Here is a 14,201-nt window from a genome sequence, read left to right on the forward strand (position 1 = left end):
AGGAAAGGAGTTGTTATCGTAACCCAGGTTTCATGCCTAAGCTTTGAGGAAGTTGATCGGCCATTGCGGTGCCAATATTTTTAGCCACACGCTCTAAAACCGATTCCTCATAAGTGTAATCCACTACCTTATCAATTTTAATCACTTCGCGAGCTAATTGGCCACTGCTTGCAAAGCCATCAATTAAGCCACGTTCTTTAGCTTGAACCCCAGTCCAGAATAAGCCTGAAAAGGTTTGATCATCAATCATTAAACGATCACCACGGCCTTCTTTAACCACGTCAATAAATTGCTGATGAATGATATCGAGCATTTTTTTAAGAAACTCTTCGGAATTAGGCTGAACAGGAGAGAATTGATCCATAAAGCCTTTATATTTTCCAGAGGTATAAAGTCTTCGCGAAATGCCTAGCTTTTGCATGGCATCCACAAATCCAAAGCCATTATACAAAACACCAATAGAGCCGACTAAACTGGATGGATTCGCATAAATTTCTTCAGTACCCACAGCTACGTAGTAAGCAGCAGAAGCACAGGCGTCCACGCACACTGCATACGTTTTTACTTCAGGGTTTTTTTCACGATAGTATCGAAGAGCATTATACATATAATCGGCTTGAACAGGGCTACCTCCTGGGCTGTCTATTCGAATAATTAAGGCTTTCATGCTTTTATTATCATAGGCTTTTTCTAAGCCTTTAACGAAGTTATCGCTATTGGCTAGCTCATTTTCAAAAATGGTTCCCTTCAAATCAATCAGCCCAACATGAGGCTCTGTTCGTTCCATAATGGATTCGCCACGAACGGAGATAGCTTGGTACAAAAACCAAATAACTAATATAAAAATCGCACCGCGCATGATCCAACGCCAAATTCTTTTTCGACGTTGTTCACGCATGTATTCAAGAACCACTTTGTTTAATAGCGCTTGCGAATCAGAAGTGTTGATAGAAGAATCATCTTTTGTCATGGCTTAGTCTTGATTTTATCCTAAATAACCCCCATTTTACGTGAGTAATAGCGGAATTACAAAAGTACTATAATTAAAAATACATTTCCCGCTTAAATAAGTTTTTATGCAATCATAAAGTAACCACAGTTCGGAGTTTTTATGCTTTATAAACAAGCAAAATCAAGGAGTACGAGGCAAAATCAAATAAAAAGCGCAGGACTAGCAGAGCTAATTCGAGCATTTTTATTTGATTTTAACGAAGTAATCGTTGATTTGGCGCGGTTTATAAAGCATAAAAACTCTGAACTGGGGTTAAAGTAAGACTTCGAATAACAATAAGGTCAACAATTATGCGCATGGATAAACTCACCTCAAAATTTCAGCTGGCTTTAGCGGATGCTCAATCATTAGCGCTCGGAAGAGATAATGGTTTTATCGAGCCAGAGCATTTAATGAAAGCCTTATTGGATCAAGAAGGCGGCAGTGTTAGACCTTTATTATCGAAAGCAGGCGTTAATCTTTCTCAATTAAGAACCTCCATTGATCAAGCGCTGGATCAATTACCTAAAGTAGAAGGAACAGCCGGTGAAATTCATATTTCTAATGGATTAAATCGGCTCTTAAATTTAACCGATAAACTCGCTCAAAAAAGAAAAGATAATTTTATATCCAGTGAATTATTCATTTTAGCCGCAATGGAAGAAGATGGGAATTTGGCTAAATATTTAAAACAAGCCGGAGCCAATAAAGTCGCGATTGACAAAGCGATTGAAGAAATCCGTGGTGGTGAAAAAGTTACTGATCCCAATGCTGAAGAGCAACGCCAAGCCTTAGAAAAATACACCATTGATTTAACCGAACGTGCCGAGCAAGGTAAGCTTGATCCTGTGATTGGTCGTGATGATGAGATTCGTCGCACCATTCAAGTTCTGCAGCGGCGTACGAAAAATAATCCTGTTCTAATTGGAGAGCCTGGTGTTGGTAAAACAGCGATTGTCGAAGGATTAGCGCAACGAATTATCAATGGTGAAGTGCCTGAAGGATTAAAGAATAAACGCCTACTTTCTTTAGACATGGGCGCATTAATCGCTGGTGCAAAATTTCGCGGCGAATTTGAAGAGCGATTAAAAGGCGTATTGAATGATTTAGCCAAACAAGAAGGCCAAATTATTTTATTTATTGACGAATTGCATACCATGGTTGGTGCTGGAAAAGCCGAGGGCGCAATGGATGCTGGCAATATGTTAAAGCCCGCATTAGCTCGCGGTGAACTTCATTGCATTGGGGCAACTACGTTGGATGAGTATCGACAATATATTGAAAAAGACGCGGCCCTTGAACGACGATTCCAAAAAATCCTTGTAGAAGAGCCATCCGTCGAAGACACCATCGCCATACTTCGAGGTTTAAAAGAACGTTATGAAGTGCATCATGGGGTTGAAATTACCGATCCGGCCATTGTCGCAGCAGCGACCTTATCGCAACGCTATATTACCGATAGACAATTGCCTGATAAGGCCATTGACTTAATTGATGAGGCGGGCAGTCAGATCCGTATGGAAATTGATTCAAAACCTGAAAGCTTAGATAAGTTAGACCGTCGTTTAATCCAATTAAAAATTGAACGAGAAGCACTCAAAAAGGAAACCGATGAAGCTTCAAAAAAACGCTTAGAGGACTTGGAAGAAAGCATCCAGGAATTAGAAAAACAATATTCTGATCAAGAAGAAATTTGGAAAGCTGAAAAAGCAGCCTTACAAGGTGCGACTCATATAAAAGAAGCATTAGAGCAAGCTAAAATTGAATTAGAAACCGCCAAACGGGCTGGCGACCTAACCCGTATGTCGGAACTACAATATGGGCGCATTCCAGAGCTTGAAAAACAATTAAAAGAAGTCAGCGAAGAAGAGCCCAAAGAAACTAAGTTGGTTCGCAATAAAGTCACTGAAGAAGAAGTAGCGGAAGTGGTTTCAAAGTGGACTGGGATCCCCGTTTCGAAAATGCTTGAGGGGGAGAGAGAAAAATTATTGCATATGGAAGAAGCATTGCATAAACGTGTCATCGGGCAGGATGAAGCCGTAGATTCCGTCTCCAATGCGATACGTCGCTCCCGTGCAGGACTTTCAGATCCCAATCGTCCGATCGGCTCCTTCCTCTTTTTAGGCCCAACAGGAGTTGGTAAAACAGAACTTTGCAAAGCTTTAGCCGCTTTTCTTTTCGATACCGTTGATGCAATGGTTCGTATTGATATGTCAGAATTTATGGAAAAGCATTCGGTTGCTCGCTTAATCGGTGCTCCTCCAGGTTACGTGGGCTATGAAGAAGGCGGTTATTTAACAGAAGCGGTTCGAAGAAGACCTTATTCCGTCATTCTCTTGGATGAAATTGAAAAAGCCCACAGCGATGTGTTTAACATTCTCTTGCAAGTGTTAGATGATGGGCGGTTAACAGATGGCCAAGGCAGAACGGTTGATTTTCGTAATACTGTGATTGTGATGACGTCTAATATTGGCTCGCATTTAATTCAAGATATGAGCAGTAAGCTTGATTACAAAGAAATTAAAGAAGCGGTCATGGAGCAGGTTCGCCAGCATTTTAGACCCGAGTTCATTAACCGGATTGATGATAGCGTGGTATTCCATGCCTTAACGAAAGAGCAAATTGCAGACATTGCTTCCATTCAGATTGAACATTTAAAACAGCGTTTAAAAGAACAAAACATGACCTTAGAAGTAAAACCAAAAGCGCTTGATTATCTAGCTGAAGCAGGGTTTGATCCCGTCTATGGCGCAAGACCGTTAAAGCGTGTCATACAACAACAGCTAGAAAATCCTCTAGCCCAATCAATTTTAACGGGTCAGTTTAAACCCGGTGAGCGGATTGTAGTGGATTATAAAGACGATACGTTACAGATTAAAGCGGACTAAGGTTATTGTATTTCCTTAGCCAACAACCTTTCTTCTGTAACAACAAAATCTAGTAGTAGCTGCGGTTATTTAAATCGATGGTCGATGCGGTCGATTATTTTTTGATGAATGCCATCGAAACCGCGGTTACTCATGATTAAAATGGCATCGCCAGGCATTGCTTCCTGACTAATCAGATCTACAATGGTAGGGGTATCTGGTGATAATTGGTATGGGAAATTCCAATCTCTCGTGAACGGTGCTAAATCAAAGTCTTTGGGATTTAGTGCATATAAGCTATCTACTCCTTGTAAAGCTGATGCCATTTCGCCAGCATGCACTCCCATCCTCATGGTATAAGAAGCAAATTCTAGAGCCACCAAAATGCGTTGATGACGACGGCTGTTTTTCAGCGCTTTAATGGTTTTGCCAATGGCTGTTGGATGATGAGCAAAATCATCATAAACAGTAATATTATGTTGACTTCCTTTAACCTCCAACCGACGTTTGGGAGGAATGTATTCGCTTAATGCTTGAGCTGCCACCTCGGGTTTAACCCCAGCATGTATGCTCGCTGCCATGGCAGCTAAGCCATTTTCCACATTAAATTGACCTATTAGCGGCCAGCTAACTTCTGCAATGGCCTTGCCAAGATGCCAAACTCGAAAGCGTTGCCCACTGTCTTCTAAAAGTTCAGCTCGCCAGGTCGCATCGCCTTGTAAAGCTAAGGCTTCTGTCTTACAAAATAATCCTTTTTCCAGAACCTCATTTAAAGCCTCATCATCACGTGGCTTCAATACTGCCCCTTTTCCAGGGATGGTTCGTAACAAGTAATGAAACTGTTGTTGAATTGCAGCAAGATCGGGATAAATATCCGCATGATCAAATTCTAAATTGTTTAAAATCGCCATTTCAGGACGATAATGCATGAATTTAGGGCGCTTATCAAAAAAAGCACTGTCATATTCATCCGCCTCTATAACAAACCACTCCCCTTTCCCAAGTCTTGCGCTGGTATCAAAATTTGGAGCGACTCCTCCAATTAAAAAACCTGGCTTACAGCCTGCATGATGTAAAATATAAGCAAGCATCGAAGTGGTGGTGGTTTTACCGTGAGTTCCTGCTACAGCAATCACTCTATATTTTGATAAGATATGCTCAGCTAACCATTGAGGCCCGGAATAATAAGGTTTCCCAGCATTTAAAACGTCTTCAATGATGGGGATCCCTCGCCGGATTGCGTTACCAACAATCACGCAATCTGCTTTAAGCGCGAGCTCACTGTCTTCATATCCCTCAACCAAATGAATCTTTTTAGCATTTAATAAATCACTGACCGGAGGATAACAATTTGTATCACTTCCAGTGACTTCGAATCCTGCTTCACGAGCGAGTATAGCCAGTGCGCTCATAAATGTGCCGCCAATGCCTAAAATATGTAAATGCATCATGTTATCCAGAATGAGTACTTAATTCGAATGAAAACCTGAGGGTATAACAGCGTTTAGTATCAGTGAAGTGACTAGCGAACAAAAGATACCAACAAGATATTCGCTGCAAACAACCCAATGGTAGCCAGTATACCCGGTAACGTGTCAATATTCAGTGCCTTTTTATAAATAAACACTGTGATCATCAACTGCCAAGCCGTAAGGATGATGGTAAACAGTAAATAAACAAAACTTAAAAGAAATACCCCTGTTGATGGGGAGTCTGCTTGCGTTAAAAACGGGGTTGCCGCCAACAAGGGATAAGCAAAAATATGAACAATGGTATGCGTTGCAAAAAGGCAGGTTAGTGTCTGAATAAAACGCTCTTTAAGTTTGAAGGCTGCTAATAAAATAAACGTATAGAACGAATAAGAAAAAAGTAAAAGAACTCCAGCTAGAATTATGTTTAAAAGGCTTAATTCAATATCGGTTTGAATTAATCCCCACTGGCTTGCAACAACCAGAAAGAAAACAAACGCCCCCAATCCCAGTAGTAATTTAGAATATGGCGTTTCTTCGGGAGAAGTTTTTAATAGGCTAACATTCCAATATTTCTTTATTAAGTTCAAAAACATATCGGATCCTTGTTTTGTGTTGTCCTTTAAATCCCAATATTTAATCGTGCATTTTTTGTTTTTCTATACTCACTTGCTGCACGACCGGATCAAACCATGGTCCTGTTACTTTATAAGTATAGCTGCTGATTTTTTGCATGCCATGATTTATTATTTTGCTGGCCACCCAGGTGGCGATCCCTGCAATCGGTCCACCTGCAATGGTTGCAACAACTGGTAAGCTCGCGGTAATGTGCGGCATAACTTGCAGATTAAGATCATACAGTTGCTTGATGATATCCAGATCACCTTTAATGCTTGCATAGGCGACTGGGCCATCAATATAGCTATCGGAGGTACTCATCACACCATTTTTTACAGAAAAATTACCCATGAATACATCAAAGCTATACCCACCTTTAGCTAAATCGCTAAAATCAAGGGTTAAACGGCGAGGAATGGTTTGTAAACTTAAAATACTGAGCAGTTTCCCTAATCCAATCTTTTCTTCGGTTTCAGAGCTTAATTTAGTGATTCGGCCATTACGTAATTGTATGGACAAATTCCCAGCAAGTTTGTTCCATGAAACATCATATGCAGGAGCATCCCACCCCCCTTTAAATAAAATTTCTCCTTGTTGCGCCTCGACCGCTGGAGATGCATTCCATTGTTTAAGTGCTTGAGCTAAATCCGATATTTTTAATCCTGCTTTGATGGTTGTTTTACTGTGATTATGGTTACGAGTCCAATCACCTTGAAGCGTCATTTGATACGCCGATGAAATTAATTTGCAATACTCTAGATTCCAATGATTTTTAGAGCTATTGGCTTTGATAATCACATTGCCTAAGTCTAAAGCTCCGAGTTGTAGATCATTAATGGTTAAATTTAGATTTGGGATCTGCTCAGGTAAAAGGGTTACTTTATTGAGCGACTCCGGTTTAGGGGGGGCATTAAATTTTGGCAAATGCAGATAATCAAAATGCCCGCTGAGTAAGTTATTTTTTTTCTGATAAAACAAATTCGCCATGAAGTGAGGCTGTTTTAATTTAATGGTCCAGTCACTAAAATTTGCTTTGCTTGCCCTAATGGTTAAATCATGGAGTGTTCTTCCCCAAGCATGAAGGGACGCTAATTCTAAATCAATGAAATTAATACAATCCATTAAACTCGGAGATGAAGCATTAGTCGGCATTTTTTGGAATGTTTCCTGCCAGGCTTTAACATCCAACTCAGGCAACGTACCCACGACTTGAACCCCGTTCAGATTCTTCGTACTCGCGCGCCCATGACCCACTCTGACTTCGCCGTGATGAAGAGAAAACCCTTGTTGCGAACGATTAAACCATAAATTAGCTCTAGCGCGTTGGTTATAATCTACATCAATATGAAGCGCTTTTTCAGGATTAAAATCCACTGCAACCTTTAACTTAGAGCGCTCTGTCGCTGATTTCCCAAGTGGTTTCGGCAAATCAACCGCGACTCCAGCTAAAGAGGAGTTCAGCTCAATATGATCCAAATCATTGGGATCATCGGTAATGGTGAACAAGGCTGCAATATCTAGCTGCCCTTTTAATAAAGAAAATAAAGGCAAATTTAATTTATTTTTAAGCAATTCTATGGTCGTATGGCCATTCAGTTGAACTTCGGTATAAGGTTTAGTGGTTCTGACTGATTTAATGCGAATATCAACTGGATCCGTCATTAAACGAGCGTTTAAGGCACTGTCGGTGATGCCATGTTCATCAAACTCAAGATGGCCTGCTATAGCATCTAATTCTATATCCGCTGCTGGATGATGAAAAACCGCTTTATTATCTAAAAAAGTCAATTCACCTCTTGCCAAAACAGGATCATTTCCTGGATATAGAGGGATTTCTAATCGTAATTCCACACCCATTGGGCCCATCAAATCCAGCATCTTAAGCTTTGAAAGACGTTTTTTAAGTGGAGAAGCGCGCACAAAAGCCATTAAGTCTTCTGCTTTTGCATCGCTTTTGCTGTGAATGAGTAACGTTTCATGATCATAACCAATATCATCCATTCGTAAATTCAAATTCTCAACTTCCACACCCGATAAATCGGCCTTGATCACATCCGCTTCAAGCGATCGTTTATCTACTTTTAAAAAGGCATCTATATGTTTTGATAGAGGCCACTGTTCATTAAAATATAAATCGACTTCACTTAAAATGGACGAAATGGTAAATGTTCCATCGTGTTTATCAAAAGGGAAATCCTTTAAAGGACCATTTACAATGATGCGCCCAGTGGCTTTCCCAACTTGTTTAATGTCTTTTTTTAGCCAATGCTCTAATTTATCTTTCAAGACCCCATGTGGAATATAGTCAAACCATTGTTGTGCATTTTGTGCTGAAAATAATCCTTCTAAATTGATCTTAGGTTCGGTTAATGCTTCATCTAACTGACCTTCGGCACTCATTACCAAATCGGGTCGGGTTAAGACAAACCTATCTAAGCTGATTCGTAATCCATGGCTCAATTCTTTCCAATCAATAGCCGTATTCAGGTTTGAAAAAAGAATGGGTGGTTTATCTTGAATATGCACAAAAATGGCGTTTGAATCCATTTCCAATCGGCCTTGATCAGGTTGCCAATTAAGCACCCCAGCTAGATGATCGATGCCAGGTAGTTTATTGCTCCCTTTGAATCCAAGATCAGAAAATCGAGTTAAGAAAAAATTAATCTTATGATTTAGAAAATGGATCTCAGTATCGTGCAGTGTACCGAATGGCCTGGCTAATGCTATAGGCTTTAAAGAAGTAGGCCAAGTAATTCCTGCGCTAAACAAAGATTCGATGTCGATGGTTTTCAGATAGAGATTAAAATCATCAACTGACGTACGATATTTGATTAAGAGTTTGTTTTCAGGCCAATGTTTACCCGCCATTTGAATTTTAATTTGATCGCCTGAAAGCTGCCATCCATCATCAATCGGCTTCCATGCTAGGTTTGCTTCAAGAGTCTGCAAAAAATGACTTTGATTGTTTAAGGTTTCAGTCCACGCTAAATGATCAAACGAAAGTTTCGACTGAATAAGCTTAACGCCTCCTTTAGCTAAATCGATCCAAAATTCAATATCTCCTTCCCCCCCATCGATGCGATACGTTTTTTGGGGAAGAAAATATTGCCATTGCGCGGGAAGTAAATCGGTCACCGATATATAAATCTCTCCTTTGGATCGGCTCAAATTAGAAACATTAATCTGCATATCCCCTAATAACCTAAGCTCAGTTGGTCTAGTTTGAGCTAATCTCGCACTTCCCTTCATGCGATAACGGCCGGAGCGATTCATGATGCTTAAGTTTAAATCCGTTATGGGAAGGAGCGAACCATCTTGAAGATGAACCAAAGCCGAAACATGGTTTAACATAATTTTTTGTTGGGCTAAAAGCCAACCAAGAATAGGTAAAAACGCATCTGAATCAAAGTGAACGCTTTCTTGCCCTATTCCTAGCCCATCAACAATCCAGTGATGATCTATCTCATGAATATTAAGATTTAAATCCTCGATGTACAAAATTCCTGGCTGAATCTGCCAGTGCCATAACGAGCTAAAGAGATTAATACCGACTAAGAGCTTGTCGAGCTTTAAAACCGGTTGATTCGCTTGGGTGATAGTGACTTTATCTAATTTCAAAACCGGTTCAAACCAATACCAGCTGGTTTCCATCGCTTGAATATGAACGGGGTGGCCAACTAACTTGGTTAAATGTTTTTCAATATCACCTTTATAATGCTCAGCCCATGGTGTCATCGCCCTGAACAAGCTAAAGAATATTGCAAGAAGGATCACCGCCACCGCCAGAATCATCCAACCAGCTTTTAGTAAGGGTAATATGTGATTATTTTTATTCTTGCTCATCTAACTTCCGCAAAAAATCCATTTTTTCACCAATTTTGCTTTCCAAACCTCGAGCAACAGGTTGATACCAATGAGGTGGATTCATCTCATTGGGAAAATAATTAACTCCTGCTGCATAACCGTGTGGCTCATCATGAGCATAACGATATTCTTTACCATGGTTCAATTGTTTCATTAAGGCAGTTGGTGCATTCCGAAGATGCAAGGGAACGGCGCGAGATTTATCCTGTTTTACAAAAGCCATGGCTTGATTAAAGGCTTTATAGCCAGCATTACTCTTGGCAGCAACGGCAAGATAAATAACAGCCTGCCCTAGGGCAAGCTCTCCTTCTGGTGATCCGAGTCGTTCATATGTCTTTGCTGCATCAAGGGCGATTTGAATGCCTCTGGGATCCGCTAGTCCAATATCTTCCCAAGCCATGCGAACAATTCGTCTTGCTAAATAGCGAGGATCCACTCCGCCATCAAGCATTCTACATAACCAATACAATGCCGCATCAGGATTTGAACCACGTACAGACTTATGAAGGGCTGAAATTTGATCGTAAAATTGATCACCACCCTTATCAAATTGGCGAGTACTATGAGTAAGTGTGGTTACGACGAATTCTTTATCAATACACGTTTTACCCTGTGCAGTAGCGGCATTATTAATTTGTTGCAATACATTTAATAATCGGCGCGCATCCCCATCGGCATAATGAATAATTGCTTTTTCGGTGCCTTCTTCAAAATGTAAATGCAAAAGATAGCGACTCAAAGCTCGTTGCATTAATTGATGGAGCGCTTCATCATCTAAAGACTTGAGAACATACACTTCTGCTCGAGAAAGCAATGCATTGTTTATTTCAAAAGAAGGATTTTCAGTGGTCGCCCCAATGAAAGTCAGTAACCCAGATTCAGTATAGGGCAACAACGCATCTTGTTGTGCCTTATTAAACCTATGAATTTCATCAATAAATAAAATGGTATGCCGACCTTTTGCTTGATAAGACCGAGCCGATTCCACCGCAGCTCGAATATCTTTGACACCGGAAAATACGGCTGAGAGCGCAATCCATTCGCAATCAAAGGCGTTTGCAGTTAGTTTTGCAAGTGTTGTTTTCCCAACACCCGGTGGGCCCCAGAATATCATGGAATATGGGTTGCCTGATTCAAAGGCGAGACGCAAGGGTTTTCCTTGGCCTAGTAAGTGATTCTGACCAAGCACATCTTCAAGTTGAGCCGGTCTCATCCGTTCGGCAAGGGGTAGTCCTTTTGAATCAGGCGATGATGTCATTGCTTAACCACATCCACACCTTTGGGAATTTTAAACTTAAATAATGAAGTCTTTAATCCGGGGTTTACCTTGATATTACTTAAACGCACAATCGTATGTTGTCCAAGTTGATCAAACATTTCCATGGTTTTTAGCTTATCCCCAGAAAAGGTGAGCTTAACGCGCTGAAAATTTTCTTTGCTGGATTTTGCTTTCAAATCAAAGAGAGATTCATTTCCTTTGGTTTTTTCGTCCACCTCAAAATCACGCGCCACTGTATTGTCATACCCACTTAAGAATAACCCAGCAGTGCCACCAATTCCTTTTTGCTGCTTTTTCACGGTCACTTGCTCTAGCTCTTTATCATAAATCCAAAGTTTAGCACCATCCGCCACAACGAGTTGGGCCATAGGTTCTTTAGTATCCCATCGGAAACGACCAGGACGTGACAATGCCATGGTTCCTGATGAACTGGAAAGCTGCCTTTTTTTAGCTTGGACAACTTGTTTAAAGGAAGCACTCATAGTGTGAATTGCGTTGAGTTTTTTTTGTAATACCGCACTGGCTTCATTGCTATATGCTTGTTGCATCACCACACATAATAGAACAAGAGCTAATTTTCGCATGATGTCAATTCCTATTCTGATTTCTATTAAGATAGACCATTTAGACGTCTCGCGTTTAATCGATTATTGATTATAGTAGACGTATAGTAATCGTTCGATTTAATCGTCAATGGAATTGACTAAAACGTCACGGAATCCGCCTTCTAAAGGACCAACAAGTCCTGTCCGTTCCATTTCTTCCACTAACCGCGCTGCACGATTATAACCAATTTTGAATCGTCTTTGAACAGCAGATATACTGGCTTTACGGGTTTCAACTACAAACTCCACCGCTTGATCGTAAAGCGGATCCGCTTCTTCCGTATCTTGACCTTCCTCTCCTGGTATACCATCAAATCCGTCGCCAGAATTTTGTGTAATTTCATCAATGTATTCTGGTACACCTCGAGCACGCCAATCGTCAGCGACACGATGCACTTCCTTATCATCAACAAAAGCGCCATGAACGCGTAAAGGCGCACCCGTACCAGGCGCTAGGAATAACATATCGCCATATCCTAATAATTGCTCCGCTCCTTGCTGATCTAATATGGTTCGCGAATCAATTTTAGAAGAAACTTGAAACGAAATTCGTGTGGGAATGTTGGATTTTATTAATCCCGTTAACACATCAACGGATGGACGCTGAGTGGCCAGAATCAAATGGATGCCAGCCGCACGAGCTTTTTGTGCAATGCGCGCGATTAATTGTTCTACTTTTTTACCAACCACCATCATCATATCGGCTAATTCATCAATCACAACGACGATGTAAGGTAGCGCCGTTAGCTCCGGCGCCGATTCTTCTGTGGCAGAATTCGTGGGCTTCCATAATGGATCGACTAACGGCTCGCCTTTGGCTTTGGCTTCAGCCACTTTTCCATTAAAACCAGCCAGGTTACGAACACCAAAAGATGCCATTAAACGATAACGTCGTTCCATCTCCCCTACACACCAGCGTAGGGCGCTCGCTGCTTCTTTCATATCCGTTACCACCGGGGCCAAGAGATGAGGGATCCCATCGTAAACGGATAGTTCTAACATTTTCGGATCAACCATAATTAATCGCACCTGCTCAGGAGTGGCTTTAAAGAGCAGACTTAAAATCATGGCATTAATACCCACGGATTTACCCGATCCTGTTGTTCCAGCAACCAACAAATGAGGCATTTTTGCTAAATCAACCACCATGGGATGACCCGCAATATCCACCCCTAAGGCCAATGTTAAAGGTGAGTGCGCCTTTTGATAGACATCAGCTGACAAAACCTCAGAAAGCGAGACGGTTGCTCTATCTTGATTTGGCAGCTCAAGTCCAACGACCGTTTTTCCTGGGATAATTTCAACAACCCGCACACTGGTAACAGATAAGGAACGAGCCAGATCTTTAGAGAGCGCTGTGAGTTTACTAACTTTTACCCCTGCTGCTAATTGCAACTCAAATCGAGTAATAACTGGCCCAGGGTGAACGGAAACCACATCCGCTTGAATACCAAAATCTAAGAGATGTTGCTCGACATCACGTGAAAGGTTTTCTAGTTCTTGATGCGTATATCCACCCATCGGTTTACCAGGCTGACCTTTACTTAATAGGGTTAAAGCCGGCATTCCAGGAATGACCTCCACCTTTTTAACCGATTTTTCTTTAACCGAAGGTGAAGGTTCTATCCGCTTTGGTTCTTGGACTAACTGCGGCTCAGTTGGAATTTTCTCTGGTTTTCGAATAATTGGTTTTGAAACACTTGGAGTGGAATGCGAACGAGTATTAAACGTCTCTTTTGCTTGATTGCCCCAAAATGAAAGCGCCTTTATGGCAGCCATAATCATTCGAATCAACCCGTGGACCAAAGTGAGGGTAAAGCGCCCGATCATCTCAGTTGTCAGCACCCAGGAGAGGCCAGTTAACCAGGTGATCCCCACTAAGAGCATTGCCATTAATAATAGTGTAGCTCCTTCTGGGTTAAAGGCAGAACGAAGTATGGTGGCCATAAGCTCACCGACAATACCGCCTGTGTAACCCATTAACGTGTTTGTCTTGGTTTTAAGCTCAAGCGCTAAAAGACCACAGCCGCCACATAATAAAAAAACAAGCCCGGCTGTTCGCACAATAAGCATGGCTTTGTTCACTTTTCTTAGAGCGCGGTGATCTTTTAAAATTATCCAGCCAACATAGGCAAAACACACGGGGATTAAAAACGCCAAAAATCCGAAGCAAAAATACAACCCATCCGAAATATAAGCCCCCACTTGACCACCGGCATTGGTAATGTGAGATGAATGAGTAGCGCTGTGGGTCCAACCTGGATCATTCTGGCGATAGGTCATAAGAGAGAGCAGCATATATATGGCTAACGTTAAAACCAGAATAAAACTGCCTTCGCTGATGCGTTTTACCAGATAATGAGGCATAGCGCCTTTAGAGTCACTTGCTCTTTTGCTTTTGTGCTTATTGGTCATAGGTATTTTAATGCATCGTGATTTATCATACTATCGTCATCTTAACATAAAACCGAATTAACTTTGTATCCAATTAGGCTTTTTCAAGGTGTA

General features: G+C 41.2%; 9 protein-coding genes. 2 read left to right on the forward strand and 7 right to left on the reverse strand.

Annotation, left to right across the window (positions count from 1 at the left end):
* Positions 1-13: 13 nt before the first annotated feature.
* Positions 14-970 carry a S49 family peptidase gene (locus E1O41_RS03640; protein ID WP_131775954.1) on the reverse strand — a complete coding sequence of 319 codons (957 nt, stop codon included), beginning with the start codon at positions 968-970 and terminating at the stop codon, positions 14-16.
* A gap of 141 nt (positions 971-1,111) precedes the next feature.
* Between E1O41_RS03640 and E1O41_RS11715 the strand changes: the two genes are divergently transcribed.
* Complete coding sequence (locus tag E1O41_RS11715) at positions 1,112-1,273, forward strand: hypothetical protein (RefSeq protein ID WP_165481094.1); 162 nt, start codon at positions 1,112-1,114, stop codon at positions 1,271-1,273.
* 29 nt (positions 1,274-1,302) lie between these two features.
* A complete protein-coding gene (clpB, locus tag E1O41_RS03645) occupies positions 1,303-3,879 on the forward strand; it encodes an ATP-dependent chaperone ClpB (RefSeq protein WP_131775955.1) in 2,577 nt (858 codons plus the stop codon).
* A 65-nt stretch (positions 3,880-3,944) separates the two neighbouring features.
* Here the strand turns inward: clpB and mpl are convergent, their stop codons facing one another.
* From mpl to E1O41_RS03675, 6 genes are all read right to left on the reverse strand, one after another.
* Positions 3,945-5,306, reverse strand: a complete 1,362-nt coding sequence (mpl, locus tag E1O41_RS03650) for a UDP-N-acetylmuramate:L-alanyl-gamma-D-glutamyl-meso-diaminopimelate ligase (protein ID WP_131776030.1) — start codon at positions 5,304-5,306, stop codon at positions 3,945-3,947.
* 74 nt (positions 5,307-5,380) lie between these two features.
* On the reverse strand, positions 5,381-5,923 hold the full coding sequence (locus E1O41_RS03655; protein WP_131775956.1) for a hypothetical protein: 543 nt from the start codon (positions 5,921-5,923) through the stop codon (positions 5,381-5,383).
* Between the two features lie 40 nt (positions 5,924-5,963).
* Positions 5,964-9,788 carry a YhdP family protein gene (locus E1O41_RS03660; protein ID WP_131775957.1) on the reverse strand — a complete coding sequence of 1,275 codons (3,825 nt, stop codon included), beginning with the start codon at positions 9,786-9,788 and terminating at the stop codon, positions 5,964-5,966.
* Positions 9,775-11,067, reverse strand: coding sequence for a replication-associated recombination protein A (locus E1O41_RS03665; RefSeq protein ID WP_131775958.1), 1,293 nt, complete (start codon positions 11,065-11,067; stop codon positions 9,775-9,777). Before E1O41_RS03665 ends, E1O41_RS03660 begins: the two co-directional genes overlap by 14 nt.
* Entirely contained in the window at positions 11,064-11,672 is a 609-nt protein-coding gene (gene lolA, locus E1O41_RS03670) for an outer membrane lipoprotein periplasmic chaperone LolA (protein ID WP_131775959.1), read from the reverse strand. Before lolA ends, E1O41_RS03665 begins: the two co-directional genes overlap by 4 nt.
* A 99-nt stretch (positions 11,673-11,771) precedes the next feature.
* Positions 11,772-14,108 carry a DNA translocase FtsK gene (locus tag E1O41_RS03675; RefSeq protein WP_131775960.1) on the reverse strand — a complete coding sequence of 779 codons (2,337 nt, stop codon included), beginning with the start codon at positions 14,106-14,108 and terminating at the stop codon, positions 11,772-11,774.
* Between the last annotated feature and the right edge of the window lie 93 nt (positions 14,109-14,201).

This window comes from Legionella impletisoli (assembly GCF_900639875.1).
Classification (GTDB): Bacteria; Pseudomonadota; Gammaproteobacteria; order Legionellales; family Legionellaceae; genus Legionella_A; species Legionella_A impletisoli.

Bases quoted from the DNA above. Each gene is read 5' to 3' on its own strand.
- mpl (WP_131776030.1), bottom strand. From the start codon at position 5,306: ATGCATTTACATATTTTAGGCATTGGCGGCACATTTATGAGCGCACTG.
- E1O41_RS03675 (WP_131775960.1), bottom strand. From the start codon at position 14,108: ATGACCAATAAGCACAAAAGCAAAAGAGCAAGTGACTCTAAAGGCGCT.
- E1O41_RS03665 (WP_131775958.1), bottom strand. From the start codon at position 11,067: ATGACATCATCGCCTGATTCAAAAGGACTACCCCTTGCCGAACGGATG.
- E1O41_RS03655 (WP_131775956.1), bottom strand. From the start codon at position 5,923: ATGTTTTTGAACTTAATAAAGAAATATTGGAATGTTAGCCTATTAAAA.
- E1O41_RS11715 (WP_165481094.1), top strand. From the start codon at position 1,112: ATGCTTTATAAACAAGCAAAATCAAGGAGTACGAGGCAAAATCAAATA.
- E1O41_RS03640 (WP_131775954.1), bottom strand. From the start codon at position 970: ATGACAAAAGATGATTCTTCTATCAACACTTCTGATTCGCAAGCGCTA.
- clpB (WP_131775955.1), top strand. From the start codon at position 1,303: ATGCGCATGGATAAACTCACCTCAAAATTTCAGCTGGCTTTAGCGGAT.
- E1O41_RS03660 (WP_131775957.1), bottom strand. From the start codon at position 9,788: ATGAGCAAGAATAAAAATAATCACATATTACCCTTACTAAAAGCTGGT.
- lolA (WP_131775959.1), bottom strand. From the start codon at position 11,672: ATGCGAAAATTAGCTCTTGTTCTATTATGTGTGGTGATGCAACAAGCA.